At 32.1% G+C, this 15,057-nt stretch carries 13 protein-coding genes and 1 riboswitch; of the genes, 12 read left to right on the top strand and 1 reads right to left on the bottom strand.

The window, feature by feature from the left end; translation table 11 throughout:
• Nucleotides 1–245 precede the first annotated feature (245 nt).
• The 6 genes from DW006_RS04445 to rsmI all read left to right on the top strand — a co-directional run bounded on the left by DW006_RS04445 (nt 246) and on the right by rsmI (nt 6,546).
• The gene (locus tag DW006_RS04445; RefSeq protein ID WP_158561070.1) at nt 246–1,949 is read left to right on the top strand and encodes an aminotransferase class I/II-fold pyridoxal phosphate-dependent enzyme; all 1,704 of its coding nucleotides are present in this window, start codon (nt 246–248) and stop codon (nt 1,947–1,949) included.
• 224 nt (nt 1,950–2,173) lie between these two features.
• Nucleotides 2,174–2,758, top strand: coding sequence for a hypothetical protein (locus DW006_RS04450; protein WP_022164748.1), 585 nt, complete (start codon nt 2,174–2,176; stop codon nt 2,756–2,758).
• Between the two features lie 285 nt (nt 2,759–3,043).
• Complete coding sequence (locus tag DW006_RS04455) at nt 3,044–4,054, top strand: DNA polymerase III subunit delta' C-terminal domain-containing protein (protein ID WP_117999228.1); 1,011 nt, start codon at nt 3,044–3,046, stop codon at nt 4,052–4,054.
• Nucleotides 4,032–4,925 carry a stage 0 sporulation family protein gene (locus DW006_RS04460; protein WP_117999229.1) on the top strand — a complete coding sequence of 298 codons (894 nt, stop codon included), beginning with the start codon at nt 4,032–4,034 and terminating at the stop codon, nt 4,923–4,925. The genes DW006_RS04455 and DW006_RS04460 overlap by 23 nt, the downstream gene beginning before the upstream one ends.
• 19 nt (nt 4,926–4,944) lie before the next feature.
• Nucleotides 4,945–5,703, top strand: a complete 759-nt coding sequence (locus tag DW006_RS04465; RefSeq protein ID WP_117999230.1) for a tRNA1(Val) (adenine(37)-N6)-methyltransferase — start codon at nt 4,945–4,947, stop codon at nt 5,701–5,703.
• A gap of 3 nt (nt 5,704–5,706) precedes the next feature.
• A complete protein-coding gene (gene rsmI, locus DW006_RS04470) occupies nt 5,707–6,546 on the top strand; it encodes a 16S rRNA (cytidine(1402)-2'-O)-methyltransferase (protein ID WP_117999231.1) in 840 nt (279 codons plus the stop codon).
• A gap of 301 nt (nt 6,547–6,847) precedes the next feature.
• On the opposite strand, the gene DW006_RS04475 is transcribed toward rsmI, so the two are convergent.
• On the bottom strand, nt 6,848–7,078 hold the full coding sequence (locus DW006_RS04475; protein ID WP_022164743.1) for a hypothetical protein: 231 nt from the start codon (nt 7,076–7,078) through the stop codon (nt 6,848–6,850).
• Nucleotides 7,079–7,419: 341 nt separating this feature from the next.
• Here DW006_RS04475 and DW006_RS04480 point away from each other — a divergent pair, with 341 nt between their 5' ends.
• The 6 genes from DW006_RS04480 to DW006_RS04505 all read left to right on the top strand — a co-directional run bounded on the left by DW006_RS04480 (nt 7,420) and on the right by DW006_RS04505 (nt 15,011).
• Nucleotides 7,420–8,022, top strand: coding sequence for a nucleoside recognition domain-containing protein (locus DW006_RS04480; RefSeq protein WP_117999232.1), 603 nt, complete (start codon nt 7,420–7,422; stop codon nt 8,020–8,022).
• Nucleotides 8,023–8,144: 122 nt separating this feature from the next.
• Nucleotides 8,145–8,325, top strand: a riboswitch (cobalamin riboswitch).
• A 138-nt stretch (nt 8,326–8,463) separates the two neighbouring features.
• Complete coding sequence (locus tag DW006_RS04485; RefSeq protein ID WP_117999233.1) at nt 8,464–9,537, top strand: DUF4430 domain-containing protein; 1,074 nt, start codon at nt 8,464–8,466, stop codon at nt 9,535–9,537.
• A 221-nt stretch (nt 9,538–9,758) separates the two neighbouring features.
• Nucleotides 9,759–11,702, top strand: coding sequence for a DUF4430 domain-containing protein (locus DW006_RS04490; protein ID WP_117999234.1), 1,944 nt, complete (start codon nt 9,759–9,761; stop codon nt 11,700–11,702).
• Nucleotides 11,702–12,733 (top strand): energy-coupling factor transporter transmembrane component T, encoded by a 1,032-nt coding sequence (locus tag DW006_RS04495; RefSeq protein ID WP_117999235.1) that lies wholly within the window; start codon nt 11,702–11,704, stop codon nt 12,731–12,733. Before DW006_RS04490 ends, DW006_RS04495 begins: the two co-directional genes overlap by 1 nt.
• Nucleotides 12,706–14,394: an ABC transporter ATP-binding protein gene (locus DW006_RS04500; RefSeq protein ID WP_117999236.1), complete on the top strand. Its 1,689-nt coding sequence runs from the start codon at nt 12,706–12,708 to the stop codon at nt 14,392–14,394. Before DW006_RS04495 ends, DW006_RS04500 begins: the two co-directional genes overlap by 28 nt.
• Nucleotides 14,391–15,011, top strand: a complete 621-nt coding sequence (locus tag DW006_RS04505; protein WP_117999237.1) for an ECF transporter S component — start codon at nt 14,391–14,393, stop codon at nt 15,009–15,011. The genes DW006_RS04500 and DW006_RS04505 overlap by 4 nt, the downstream gene beginning before the upstream one ends.
• The last annotated feature ends 46 nt before the right edge of the window (nt 15,012–15,057 follow it).

The following is a 15,057-nucleotide window of genomic DNA, read 5'->3' on the forward strand; positions in this document are numbered from 1 at the left end:
TTGTTATGTGAAACTGTAGATGTTACCCGGTAATGTCTACAGTTTTTTCTTTTATCATTTTTATTGTTTTAGAAATGTTTAGAAAAATTAGTTTATATGTTTTGGGGATGTTGTTAATGTATTTTTTGCATATTTTACTTTGCTAGTTACTTATTAGCATTTATGTTATAATCAAAGTTATGAGTAAAGAGAGTTTATATAGTAAATTAATTGAATATAGCAAAAATGGAAGATATCCATTGCATATGCCAGGACACAAGCGACAGAGAAAATTATTTGATTTTAATAAAGCGTTTGTCGGTGATGAAGATTCTTTTAATAAGTTAGTTAATAAGCCATTTGATAACTCGGTTAACGAGTTAAATGAAGATAAAGAAATAAGTGTATATGTTAATAACCAATATGATCCCTTTGATATAGACATAACAGAAATAAATGGTTTTGATGATTTGCATCATCCTGAGGGAATAATAAAAGCTGCTATGGAAAATGCTTCAGATTTTTTTGGAACAAGGGCTACATTTTTTCTTGTTAATGGAAGTTCATGTGGAATTTTATCTGCAATTACCGCGGTTACAAATATAGGCGATACTATTATTTTAGGGAGAAACTGTCACAAATCAGCTTATAATGCTGTTCAGCTAAGAAATTTGAATGTTGAATATGTGTATCCTGAAATAGTTGAAGGGTTTAATATAAGTGGTGGTTATAAACCGGAAGAAATTGAACAAAAATTTGTCGAAGCAGAAAAGAAAAATATAAAAGTTAAAGCTGTTGTAATAACAAGTCCAACTTATGAGGGTATAGTTTCTGATATTAAAAAAATTGCAGAAATTGTTCACGGACACAATAGCATTCTTATTGTTGATGAAGCACATGGTGCTCATATGATTTTAAGTGATGAGTTTCCTACTTCGGCTTATAAATTAGGGGCTGATATTGTTATAGAAAGTGCACACAAAACGCTTCCTGCAATGACACAGACAGCCTTTTTACATGTGCAGGGGGACAAAGTTTCAGTAAAAGATGTTCAGAGGATGTTATCGGTTTATCAGTCAAGTAGTCCATCTTATGTACTTATGTCCAGCCTTGACAAATGTATAAGAGAGTTATCAACAAAAGGGCAAAAAGATGCTAACGAAATGTTAATAACTCTAAAGAAATTCCATAATAGAGTTAAAAATTTTAAAGTATTAAAAGTGTTAGATCGTAGTATTATAGGAAAAAACAGTGTGTATGATTTTGATATTTCTAAAATTGTTATTTTTCTTAATATGAAGTTGAGGAGTATAGAAAAAGATAATGTAGAATTAAATATTACAAAACTAAATAATACCGTATCAAGCAATACCGTATTAAGTGATACTGTATTAAACAATACCGTATTAAGTGATACAGTATCAGATAAAGCAGAAATAAATAATGCTAAATTAGATAATGCCAAAACAAACAATACTGAATTAAGTACCGATAAAATAAATGAAACTTATGATGGAAAATATCTTGAGAGCATTTTAAGAGAAAAATATAATTTCGAAATAGAAATGTGTTCCAAAGATTATGTAATCGGTATGACTTCTATATGTGATAATATGGATGAGATATTAAGACTAGCTGATAATTTAGTGGAAATAGATAATTATATAGCTGATAAAATTAAAGATAAAAGTTTGTTAGAGCAAACAAATACTGAAATTTTATTAGAAAAAACGGAGCAGGTAATGACAATATATGAGGCATTATTATGCAAAAAAGAAAAAATAGATGTTTGTAATGCTGTAGGTCGGGTAAGTGCAGGATATGTGTATGTTTATCCGCCTGAGATACCAATTATTGTACCAGGGGATTTAATTACAAATCAAATGTTGAAAAAAATAATGGAATATAAAATGTCTAATTTAAATATAAAGGGAATTGATAATGAAAAAATTATTGTTATCAAAAGATAAATTTTTTATATTTACATTAATTATTAATTTATGTAAATATTTGATTATCTATTATAAATATTTAATTAATCATTATGAATAATTGATTAGTTACTGTAAATGATTAATTACTTATTATGAACATATAGTAGATATTAAAGGTTAGATAATGAATGTCAAAAATTCTATTATTATAATTATTAGGAATGGTATGGATTATAGTATGCCTGTAAGTTGGAGGAGATATGTCAAAAATATTTTTTGTATTGGGAAAAAGTTGTAGTGGAAAAGATACAATTTTTAGATATTTGAAAAATAATAAGGAATTAAATTTAAAAACAATTGTTGGTTACACAACAAGACCAATGAGAGAAGGGGAACAGGAGGGTGTGGAATATCATTTTGTTAGTAGGGAAAAACTTGCTGAATATAGAAAACAGGGAAAAATTATTGAGTGCAGAGATTATGATACTGTGTACGGAGTGTGGAGTTATTTCACATTAGATGACGGTCAAATTAATTTGGGTGCAGATAATTACATTTATATAGGAACTTTGGAGTCTTACAATGCCATGGTTAAGTATTATGGAAAAGATGTGGTGGTACCTATATATGTAGAAGTAGAAAATGGTGAAAGGTTAGAGCGTGCCATAAAAAGAGAGCGCTTGGAGAAAGAGCCAAAATACGCTGAACTTTGTAGAAGATTTCTTGCAGATGAGGAAGATTTTAAGGAAGAAAACATCAAAAATGCCGGTATTGAAAGAAGATACATGAATGATGATTTAGACAGATGTATTGCCGAGATTGTGGAAACAATTAATAAATTATGATATGATAAAAGTTAGGTTTGTGAATAATAAAGTCTTTGTTTGTAAGTTAAAGATTTTAGAGTTTATGTGAAAGAAAGACCGTAATCTGTAAGTTAAAGAATTTTAAAGTTTACGGAAAAAAAGACCGTAATCTGTAAGTTAAAGAATTTTAAAGTTTACGGAAAAAAAGACCGTAATCTGTAAGTTAAAGGATTTTAGAGTTTACAGGAAAAAAAGACTGTAATTTGCAGGTTAAAAGATTAGTAGTTTATAAATTATTAAATTTTGTTGGATATAAAGGATAGTATGGAGTCAGGAAGAATTTTAGGACAAAACCATATAGTAAAACACTTCGAAAATGCCATAAAGATAGGAAAGATTTCTCATGCTTACATTATTAATGGGGAAAAAGGCACAGGTAAGATGCAGCTTGCAGTGGATTTTGCAAAAGCATTGCAATGTGAGGAGTTTAATGGCAAAGCATGTGGGCATTGTAAGTCGTGTAAGCAGACAGATTCCAAGAATCAGCCGGACATAAAGTATGTTACTTATGAGAAATCCGGAATTGGTGTTGACGAAATAAGAGAACAAATTAATGATGATATAGATATTAAGCCATATAGTAGCAGGTACAAAATATATATTGTTGATGAAAGTGAAAAAATGACTGTGCAGGCACAGAATGCATTGCTTAAAACAATAGAGGAGCCGCCGGAATATGCAATAATAATTTTGTTGACTACAAATGCAGACACATTTTTGCCAACAATTTTGTCAAGATGTGTAGTTCTGAATATTAGACCGGTGAAAGAGGAATTAATTAAAAACAAGTTAATGTCGGAATATGGCATTGGTGCTTATGAGGCATCGATGGCAGCAGTTTTTAGTGGAGGTAACCCTGGAAAGGCAGTTGAACTGGCAACATCAGAAGATTTTAAGGATTTGAAAAATCATGTTGTTGGGGCATTGTTGTCGCTGGAAAAAGGTGGCATGGATATAATATCAAATAATGTAAAGGAAGCAGCATCTTTTAAGAAGCAGATTGATGAATATTTCAGTCTAATTAGAATATGGTTCAGAGATGTTTTATTATATAAGGCTTCAAAAAGTGATGATAAACTGGTATTTCAGGATGACTATAAGTTAATAGAAGAAATGTCAGAAAAAATAGATTATTATGGTATAAATATTATTTTACAACAGTTAGATAAGGCTCAGAGTAGAATAAAATCAAATGTTAATTTTGATGTAACAATGGAAGTCTTATTTTTAGCAATAAAAGAAAGGATGAATGATGGTAAAGGTAATAGGAGTTAGATTTAGACAGGCGGGAAAAATTTATAATTTTGATCCGCTGGATTTTAAAATAGAAGTTGGCAATCATGTAATTGTTGAGACAGCAAGAGGTATTGAATACGGAAAAGTTGTACAGAGTGTGCAGGAAAAAAACGAAGAAGACGTTATTATGCCTCTTAAACCTGTCATAAGAGTGGCAACTGAGGAAGATGACAAGATTGCCAAGCAAAATAAAGATAAGGAAAAGAAGGCCTTCTTTATTTGTAAAGAGAAGATTAAAAAACATGGTCTTGAAATGAAATTAATAGATACAGAATATACTTTTGATAATAATAAAGTATTGTTTTATTTTACTGCTGATGGACGAATTGACTTTAGAGAATTGGTTAAGGATTTAGCATCAGTGTTCAAAACAAGAATTGAACTTAGACAGGTTGGTGTAAGAGATGAGACAAAAATGCTTGGTGGTATTGGAATTTGTGGAAGACCACTTTGCTGTAGCACATATTTGTCAGAATTTATTCCGGTGTCAATAAAAATGGCGAAGGAACAGAATTTATCTCTTAATCCTACCAAAATATCAGGAATATGTGGAAGACTGATGTGTTGCCTAAAAAATGAGCAGGAAGCATACGAGTATTTGAATTCTAACTTACCAAATGTAGGTGAAACAGTTAAAACTTTTGATGGTTTAAAAGGAGAAGTTAAGAGTGTTAATGTTTTACGTCAGAAAGTTAAAATTGTTATTGAGCAAAATGACGAAAGAGAAGAACGTGAATATTCTGTTAATGAATTGAAATTTAAGCCAAAGAAAAAGAAATTTGAGTTAGCTTCTGATGAGTTAAAAGAATTAAAAGGTTTAGAAGATATGGAAGCTTCAAAGTTAGATTAGAAAAATCAAAAGGATAATTATGAATTTAGAAAAAGAAAATAATCTGTTTTTAAAAGAAGGGGAAAGGATAGATGACCTGGAGAGAAACGGATATAAAATAATTCAGGACAGAAAGCGCTTTTGTTTTGGCATGGATGCAGTTCTTTTGTCAGGCTTTGCCCAGGTTAAAGAAAACGAAAAAGTTTTGGATATGGGAACAGGCACAGGAATTATCCCAATATTGCTTGAGGCAAAAACTGTGGGTGAAGATTTTTATGCTTTGGAAATCCAGCAGGACAGTGCTGATATGGCAAAGAGAAGTGTAATTCTTAATCATTTAGAAGAAAAAGTACACATTGTTCAGGGTGACATAAAAGAGGCGTCGGTTATATTTAAGCCGGCTTCTTTTGATGTAGTAACATGCAATCCGCCTTATATGACAGAAAATCATGGGATTGAGAATTTTGAAGAGCCTAAGGCAATTGCAAGACATGAAATTAAATGTACTCTTGATGATGTTATAAGAGAGGCTGCCAAGGTTTTAAAACCCGGTGGAAGATTTTATATGGTTCACAGACCAAGACGTTTGGTAGAAATTATGAATCTTATGAGTGTGTACAAAATCGAACCTAAACGACTTAGAATGGTACATCCTTTTAAGGATAAAGACGCAAACATGCTTTTAATTGAAGGACATAGAGGACGCAAGTCCATGATGAAAGTGGAAGCACCACTAATTGTCTACAAAGAACAGGGTGTGTATACAGACGAAATTTTAGAAATATATGGAAAAAGGTAAATTATGGCAGGAAAGTTATTTTTATGTGCGACACCAATAGGAAATCTGGAAGATATTACTTATAGAGTAGTTAGAACACTAAAAGAGGTTGATTTAATTGGTGCAGAGGATACAAGAAACAGTATAAAATTGTTAAATCATTTTGATATAAAAACGCCAATGACAAGTTATCATGAATTTAATAAATATGATAAAGCAAAGGTGTTGGTTCAGGATATGTTACAGGGAAAAAACATTGCATTAATAACTGATGCAGGAACTCCGGGAATATCTGATCCTGGGGAAGAACTTGTAAGACAGTGCTATGAAGCAGGAATAGAAGTAACTTCTCTTCCAGGAGCTGCAGCATGCATAACAGCACTTACCATGTCAGGTCAGAAAACAAGACGTTTTGTTTTTGAGGCATTTTTGCCAAAGGATAAAAAAGAAAAGCAACAGGTACTTGAAAGTTTAAAAAATGAAGTGCGAACTACTATTATTTACGAAGCACCTCATCGTTTAGTTAAAACTTTAAAGGAACTGGAAAAAACAATAGGCAACAGACCGCTGACTATTTGTAGAGAGTTGACAAAGAAATACGAGGAAGCTTTTCAGACAACTATCAGTGAGGCAATTGAATATTATGACAGCAAGGAGCCAAAAGGAGAGTATGTTTTAGTAATTGCAGGAAAGCCAATGGAAGAAATTCAGGCTGAAAAAAGAGAACAGTGGGAATTAATGACTATTGAGGAACACGTTCAATTCTATATGAATCAGGATATGGACAAAAAGACTGCAATGAAAATGGTTGCAAAGGACAGGGGCGTTTCAAAAAGAGACATTTATAATGAGCTTATTAAATAATAAAAATTTATTAAGCGACGAAAGTTTGTGGAGAAGATGGATCTGACTGATTTATATTCCCATTAAAAAGTGCGTAAATTTTAAACTTTTAAAACAGATTAACAAACCTCTATGGGGGCTTTATTTAAGTGCACCTTTTTTCTGAAGACAAAAGAAAAAAGGCGCACTATTATTTTGGGGAAAACAATAAAATATGGTCAAAAAAGGTACTGTGCCCTAACGATTATAAATGGTTAGAGCGACAGCCCCTTTTTTTGGGGGGGGTGTGCGACCTGTTGTCGCTATATGAATTGATTTCTAATTAACAAAGATAATTTTTTAATGATTTTGTGATTTCATCACAATTGTCGTTAGCATGAATGTTAAGTTGTAAAGGTTTTGACAAATCAAAGGCGAATATCCCCATAATTGATTTTGCATCAACATAATTGCGTCCTGATACCAAGTCAAAATCATTTTCATACTTAACAATATCATTAACGAAAGACTTAACTTTCTCGATTGAGTTCAAGTTAACTGTAACTGTTTTCATTGCAAATACCTCCTTTAAAAACTGTCACTACTTGAATGGCACAGTTTCATCCCTCATTCGACATACAATACTAATGCCTAAAACAAATTAAGTCAAGAAAAAGAAAAGGGCAAAAATAACCAAAGTTTATACATTAATATATGAAAAAAATATCGTATTTTTATAGAAAAATCGGAAAGGTTTCCAATAATCTGTAAAAAAATTAGACAAAGTAATTTAATCGTTTTTATAAAATAGCAAAATGTACTATATTTTAGGCAAAAATCACTGTTGAAAAAAAATTCGTTCATATAAGAACAAAATCCTTAATATTATGTGTAAATAGGCAAAAAGAGCGGAAAATGTTAAATTATATTTGGACTTTTATGATTATAGTTGGTGTGGTTTATGGTGTGATAACAGGTAATATTGATAAGGTTGGCAACGGAGCAGTAATGTGGGCTGAGGAAGCTGTGAAAATATCAATAACAATGTTGGGGATAATGAGCATGTGGATGGGCTTTATGAATATAGCTGAGAAATCAGGCTTAGTCAAAAAATGTGAAAAAGCAATTAATCCACTTATAAATTGGTTGTTTCCCAATTTGCCATGTAACCATAGTGCAAGACCACACATAATTACAAATATAATTGCAAATGTTTTAGGTTTGGGCTGGGCGGCAACACCGGCTGGCTTAAAAGCTATGGAAGAATTAGCAAAAAATCCAATACCACAAAAGGGAAAAATAATAGAAAGTCATATTTCCACCAACGAGATGTGTACATTTTTAGTATTAAATATCTCATCATTACAATTAATTCCTGTTAGTATGATAGCATACAGAAGCCAGTATAATTCTCACAACCCAGGAGCTATTGTTGCACCAGCAATTATTGCAACCACAATAAGTACCCTGGCAGGAGTGAGTTTTTGCAAAATTATGTGCAGGAGAGTAAGAAAATAAAATAAATAATATTAGTGTTTGACACTGTAAAGCCATTAGTATAGAATGAGTGTGTCAATAAAATAAAAATAGTTATGGTCTGGATATATTTTAATTAATTACAATTAAAAAAAATTACATAAATTTAATGGTTGTATGTGAATATTAAAATTATTTAGTTTAAGGGAAGTCCGGTGAGAATCCGGCACAGTCTTTCTCTACTGTATAAGGGACGAAATAAGCATTATGTCACGGATGATTTCTGGAAGGCGCTTAGAATAGGATGAACTTGAGTCAGGATACGTCAACATAACCAGCTGGAAATCGTAAGCAAGGCGAGTAGGAGTATATATGGCCCATAAGGGTTTTTTTGTCTTGCTTTTTAAGCAGGACTTTTTCTAATTTTAGAGAAATTTTATACTTGATTTCTGAATAAATTTATATTGACAAAAGGAGGATAAAATGAACAAAGTAACAAAGAAGATTTTAACTTTGTTAATGGCAGTAACATTAGTTGTTGGTATGTTTACTACAACATATGCCAATGAAACAAAGAAAATTAACGTAACATTTGCTATTGAAAGATTTACAATTGGACAGGGCTTTTTAGTTGAACCGGTTACAGTTCAGGTAAACGAAGGGGCAGCAGCTAAGGATGTTTTAGAAGAAGTTGCCAAGGAAAAGAATTTAACAATTAATTTATCATCTTATGGATATTACATTGATTCAATCAGTTATGCAGATACAGGCGTTATTAATATTCCTGAAAGTATTCAGAAGATGCCAAGTATTGATGTTGACTATGGTTATGGAAATCAGCATTATGATGCTCCAACAAATACAAGTACAAATGCGTTATTTACAGATGACCAGAAGTTAGGTTCAGGTTCATATAGTAGTTTAGCAGGTTGGATGTATACAGTTAATAATGTTGCACCTGATGTGGCAATGGATTCACAGCCTGTAAAAGATGGAGATGTTATCAGACTTCAGTTTAGCGTTTATGCAGGTGGAGCTGATTTAGGTTTTGTAAGTTACTATGAAAATATCGAAAGTGCGAAACTTCCAAATAAAGATGCACTTACTAAATTAGTAGCTAATACACCAGACAACCCTCAGGTAGTAGCAAAGGCAGAAGCTATTAAGGTTCTTGCAAATTATGATGCAACTCAGGAAGATGTAGATGCTGCATACACAAACTTAGAAAAAGTGCAGGTAACTACAGCAGAACCTACAACAACACAAAAGACAACTTTAAAAAAAGCAAGTATTAAGTCTTTAAAGAATGTTAAGGGTAAAAAGGTTAAAATTAAAATTAATAAGGTAACAGGTGCAAAAGGTTATCAGATTAAATATGCAACAAATAAAAAATTCAAAAACTGTAAATACAAAAACACAAAGAAAACAACATATACACTTACTAAGCTAAAGAAAAAATCAAAATGCTATGTAAAGGTTAGAGCTTACAAGAAGTCAGGAAACCAGAAAGTATATGGTAAATGGAGTAGTCCAAAATCAGTTAAGATAAAAAAATAGCAGGAAGATTGTCGCAGTAGATTTTTTATAAATTTGCTGCGATAATTTTTAATGTAATAATAAATTCTTTCAGAATTTCTTATTACATTAAAACGTTTCACTAGGAATGCACCCTGGCGCGAAAGGAAAAATGTTGCGCGGCAACACGCACTCGGTGCGAAGAATGCCGCAAGTAACATTCTTTTATAATAGAAATCTCAACAAAGATAAAGGTGTAGAAGATGAGAGAAAAAGTTTTAAGTACAATAAAAAAATTAATATTTATGTTTTTAATAATGTTGTGTGTTGTATCACAATCTACTTCTACACAATGTAAAACAGTATTAAATAAGAAACAAACGGAAAGCTATTTACAGAAAATTTCCAAATATGAAATGTCTACAATTCAAAATCCCCAGTACGGAAGTATAGGTGGCGAATGGTTGATGATTGGATTGGCACGTTTTGAAAAAGTTCCGTCATCTTATGTAGAAATTTATTTAAACAATTTAAAAGAATATGTGAAAAAGTGCGATGGAGTTTTATCAACAAGAAAATACACAGAGTATTCGAGAGTTGTTTTAGCTTTAACTTCATTAGGTATTGATCCTGAAAATTTTGAAGGCTATGACTTATTAAAATCTTTGGCAGAATTTGATAATGTAAACAAGCTTGGAATCAATGGACCAACTTATGCATTAATAGCTTTAGACAGTGGAGATTATGCAATTCCTGAACCGGCAAAAAGTTATGATGGAAAAGTTACAACAAGAGAAAAATTGGTTGGTTTACTTGTAAATGCACAAAACGACGATGGCGGTTGGTCATATATGGGTGGCAAGTCAGATGTTGATGTGACAGCCATGGCAATGCAGGCGTTGGCAAATTATAAGAAACAAAGTAAGGTGGAAAAAGCATTAGAAAAAGGAATTGAATACCTGTCCAAAAAGCAGAATAAAACAGGGGCTTATTCCACATCTAATAGTGAAAACTGTGAAAGTACAGCACAGGTTTTAACAGCAATGTCAATGCTTAATATTAGCGTAAAAGACAGTAGATTTATAAAAAATAGAAATACAGTATTAGACGGTTTGTTGCAATTTTATTCAAATGGTGCCTTTAAGCACACTAAGGATACTTTTGTAAATCAAATGGCAACAGAACAGGGCATGTATGGACTTGTTGCGTACTACAGGAATTTAGCTGACGACAGTAATCTGTATGATATGGGTGATGCCAAAAAGAATAATAATTATGGCACAGATAAGAAAACTAATAAAAAATCTTATGAAAAAAAGGGCAGTAAAACATCAGAAAATAAAAAGAAAAATAGCCTAGGTAATACTACAGACAATAGCACAGGTAGCAAGTCAAATAATAATAGTGTAAGTTCCGGAAATAGCAAAAAATCAAATGCATCAGTGAATTCAAATAAGAATATTTCAGGCACAAATAGTGATACGAAAAACAAGTCAAAAAATAGTAAAAGCAAAAAAAGTAACAACAATAAAGATAACAATAACAAAATTAGTAATATAGAAGATTCAGGAAATACAGCAGAATCCGTAAATGTATCAGAGAATGAAGCCCACAAAGCTATAAATCAGAAACAGAAAGAAAAATCCGTAAAAAATTGTATAATACTAATTTTAATAATTGCTGCATTAGCGACAGCTACAGGTATAGGAATTTTTGTAAGAAAGAAAAAGAAAACTACTAAGCTAACAATGGTTGCATTAGTTTTGTTAGTTACAGTAACAATGTCAGGTTGTGGTAAAAGTAATGCACCACAAAAGGAAGCCGGAAACTGCACCATTTTGGTAGAGTGTTCAACAATTTATGACAACTTAAAAGATTTAGACAAAGGGTTGAAAAATCATATACCAAAAGACGGCATTATATTAAAAAGTCAGAAAGTAAAATTTTATGAAAAAGATACTGTTTACGATGTTCTTAAAAGACAGCTTGATAAAAACAGCATTCTTATGGAGGCATCTTTTACGGGAAAAAGTGCGTATGTAGAGGGCATTGATAATATTTATGAGTTCTCCTGCGGGAAGAAATCAGGTTGGATGTACAGTGTAAATGACAAATATCCACAGGTAAGTTGTAGTGAGTACACTGTAAAAGATGGCGATGTAATAAAGTGGCGATACACATGTGATTTAGGCGAGGATGTAAAATAGTGACAGATGAATTTTCAAGATACCACCCAGTTGTAAATTTAATATTTTATTTACTTGTATTAGGAACAACAATGTTTCAAATGAGTGTAGGGTTAGTTTTTATTTCTCTTTTTTCGGCAGTAGTCTATTATTTTATGCTGAAAAAAACAGAGGGATTAAAGTATTGCGCAGTAGTTGTAGGTATAATTATTGTCTCTGCAATTATAAACCCATTGTTTTCTCATAAAGGTGGAACGTTGTTGTTTTATCTGTTTACGGGAAATCCTGTAACTTTGGAATCTATTATTTACGGATTAATATCTGCAATTATAATAGGGGCAATGTTGTTGTGGTTTTCAACTTTTAATCAGGTAATGGGCGTGGAAAGAATCTTAGGTGCAATAGGAAAAGTGCTACCAAACGTGTCTCTTTTAATAACCATGATAATGAGATTTATACCCCAGTATACAAGGCACCAACGTAAAGTTTCAATGGTAAATAAAGTCAATAAAAGAAATTATGACGAGAAAATAAATCTTTTAAATAGAGAAAAAACTGAAAAAGAAAATGTTATAGAAGCACGCAAAAGACAAAAAAAGAAAAGTGGTATAGAAGCACATATAGGACAAAAAAAGAAAAATTATATAGAGGCATGCAAAAAACAAAAAAAGAAAAATGGTATAGATAAGATAATTGATAGCATAAAAGAAGGCAGCAGAACTTTCTCAATAACCACCACCTGGGCGTTGGAAAATTCAATTTACACAGCGGACTCCATGAAAGCAAGGGGGTTTGGAACAGGAAGAAGAACAAATTACAGCAATTATAAATTTCAAAAAAGAGATTATTTGCTAATGGGCTGGCTGGTAATTTTATGGTTGGTTGTTGTTTTTTCATTAGAGAGAGAAAAAGTTTACACTTACTATTATCCTTTTATACAAGTAAAGAATAATATGGTTGTGTATTTGATGTACGGTTTGTTGTGCTTGACACCTGTATTAATTAACGTAAAGGAGGAAATAAGATGGCTCATATTGAAATCAAGAATTTAAGTTTTAAATACAAGACCTCAGAAAAAAATAGTTTGTCAGATGTTTCCTTTACAATTAATAAGGGGGATTTTGTTGTATTATGTGGAAAATCAGGTTGTGGAAAAACAACATTGCTTAAATGTTTAAAGCCTAATATTATGCCGGCTGGAAAAACTGAAGGCGAAATATTGTTAGAGAGTAGAAACATAGAAAGTTTAACTGACAGAGAGCAGGCAAAAAAAATAGGTTTTGTAATGCAAAATCCTGAATATCAGATTGTCACAGACAAAGTTTGGCATGAACTGGCATTTGGCTTGGAGAGTATGGGTGAAAAGAACGAAATTATAAGAAGTAAAGTGGCAGAAATTGCTGAATATTTTGACATAACTGATTTGTATAATGAGAATACAGACAACCTTTCAGGGGGTCAGAAGCAGCTTGTAAACCTTGCAGCTGTAATGATAATGAATCCTGAAATTTTGGTGTTGGATGAACCGACATCTCAATTAGATCCAATTGCAGCAGAACGGTTTATGGATATTGTAAGCAAAATTAACGAAGATTTTGGAATTACAGTTATTATTTCAGAACATAGACTGGATTATCTTCTTAAATATGCAAACAAATTAGTTGTTATGGAAGAGGGCAAGTTAGTACAGTGCGGTTGTCCACAGGAGGTTTTAAGGGAAGCGTTGAATATGGAAGTAAGTCCTTTAATGCCAATACCAAGTAGGATTTTTAATGGGCATAACGGCGCAGGTCAAATTCCTATATCCACGAAAGAGGGAAGAAGCTGGCTTATAAATTATATAAGTGACAGTAAAGATGAGTCATTTTTTTCAAAAAGAAATTTTGCTGAAAAAAAATCCAGTGAATATAAATCTTACAAAAAAGATGAAAATTTGAGTGAATGTAAATCTTATAAAAAAGATGAAGATTTAAATGAAAGGAAATCTTTAAATTTGGGATTCCCTACATCATATAACAATGAAAAGAATATGAGTGTAGTTAACGTGAAAGACGTGTGGTTTAGATACGAAAAAATGAGCAGAGATATTATAAAAGGTCTAAATCTGCATATAAATAAAGGAGAAATATTCTCAGTTATTGGTGGTAACGGAACAGGAAAAACAACTACAACAATGTTGCTTAGTGGTATTCTTAAACCTTACAGGGGCAAAATCAAGGTGAGGGGTAAAATAGGATTCTTGCCACAGGACGTGCAAATTCTCTTTGAACAGGAATCTGTAATGGAAGAATTGAAAAAAGTGGACAAGTCATTGATTGAAAAAATGAACTTGCAAAAGCTTCTAAATATGCACCCTTATGATTTAAGTGGTGGGGAGCAGCAGAAGGTTGCCTTGGCTAAAGTCCTTGGAGAAAAGCCGGCTGTTTTGTTATTGGATGAGCCTACAAAGGGAATCGACAATATTTACAAAGAACAACTGGGAATTCTATTAAGGGATTTGGCTGAAAATGGAAAAACAATTATTTTAGTAAGCCACGATTTAGATTTTTGTGGAGAGTATTCAGACAGATGTGGCTTGTTTGCTCAGGGAAGTTTAATTAGTGAGGACACTGCCAGAGAATTTTTTCTGAACAATAGATTTTATACTACTACAATTGCAAAATTAGCAAGGGGGATTATTGATGGTGCATACAAAATGGAGGACATGTTATGATAAGACATTATTACATAGTATCCATACTTATAATTGTGGCGGCAATTGGAATTTTTGTGTGGTCATTTGAAAAAAGAAAACCCAAAACAAGAGAAATAGTAACCCTTGGTGTTCTAACAGGCATGGCGATTGTGGGTAGGGTTATATTTTTTATGACACCACAATTTAAACCATGCGCAGCCATAATAATAATTACAGGAATTATGCTGGGTAAACAATCAGGATTTTTATGTGGCTGTTTAACTGCGTTTATTTCAGACTTCTTTTTCGGTCAGGGACCATGGACCCCTTGGCAGATGATTGCTTTTGGTTTAATAGGTGTACTTTCGGCAATTGTATTTAGTGGAAAAAGACAAAAGCATGCAGAAAAAAGAGTTCTAATTAGTATATATGGTTTTTTTGTAACATTTGTGCTGTACGGACTAATTCTTGATACGGCCACAGTTGTTATGTACACAGACAAGCCAAGGTTGTCTACGTTTCTGGCAACTTACGGTGCAGGTATATTTTTTAACTTTGTACATGGTTTATCCACTTTTGTTTTCCTAATGATTTTGTCTCAGGAAATGTTTAGAAAAATAAAAAGAATAAAAGTTAAATTCGATATGTTTAGTTAGGTAGTATATAAAAATATTTTAAATTGGCAACTTAAATAAAAGTTTA

It is taken from the genome of Eubacterium sp. AF36-5BH, from assembly GCF_003460505.1.
Lineage (GTDB): Bacteria > Bacillota > Clostridia > Lachnospirales > Lachnospiraceae > Eubacterium_G.

Bases quoted from the DNA above. Each gene is read 5' to 3' on its own strand.
- DW006_RS04450 (WP_022164748.1), top strand. From the start codon at position 2,174: ATGTCAAAAATATTTTTTGTATTGGGAAAAAGTTGTAGTGGAAAAGAT.
- DW006_RS04475 (WP_022164743.1), bottom strand. From the start codon at position 7,078: ATGAAAACAGTTACAGTTAACTTGAACTCAATCGAGAAAGTTAAGTCT.
- rsmI (WP_117999231.1), top strand. From the start codon at position 5,707: ATGGCAGGAAAGTTATTTTTATGTGCGACACCAATAGGAAATCTGGAA.
- DW006_RS04465 (WP_117999230.1), top strand. From the start codon at position 4,945: ATGAATTTAGAAAAAGAAAATAATCTGTTTTTAAAAGAAGGGGAAAGG.
- DW006_RS04490 (WP_117999234.1), top strand. From the start codon at position 9,759: ATGAGAGAAAAAGTTTTAAGTACAATAAAAAAATTAATATTTATGTTT.
- DW006_RS04505 (WP_117999237.1), top strand. From the start codon at position 14,391: ATGATAAGACATTATTACATAGTATCCATACTTATAATTGTGGCGGCA.
- DW006_RS04485 (WP_117999233.1), top strand. From the start codon at position 8,464: ATGAACAAAGTAACAAAGAAGATTTTAACTTTGTTAATGGCAGTAACA.
- DW006_RS04455 (WP_117999228.1), top strand. From the start codon at position 3,044: ATGGAGTCAGGAAGAATTTTAGGACAAAACCATATAGTAAAACACTTC.
- DW006_RS04480 (WP_117999232.1), top strand. From the start codon at position 7,420: ATGTTAAATTATATTTGGACTTTTATGATTATAGTTGGTGTGGTTTAT.
- DW006_RS04445 (WP_158561070.1), top strand. From the start codon at position 246: ATGCCAGGACACAAGCGACAGAGAAAATTATTTGATTTTAATAAAGCG.
- DW006_RS04460 (WP_117999229.1), top strand. From the start codon at position 4,032: ATGGTAAAGGTAATAGGAGTTAGATTTAGACAGGCGGGAAAAATTTAT.
- DW006_RS04500 (WP_117999236.1), top strand. From the start codon at position 12,706: ATGGCTCATATTGAAATCAAGAATTTAAGTTTTAAATACAAGACCTCA.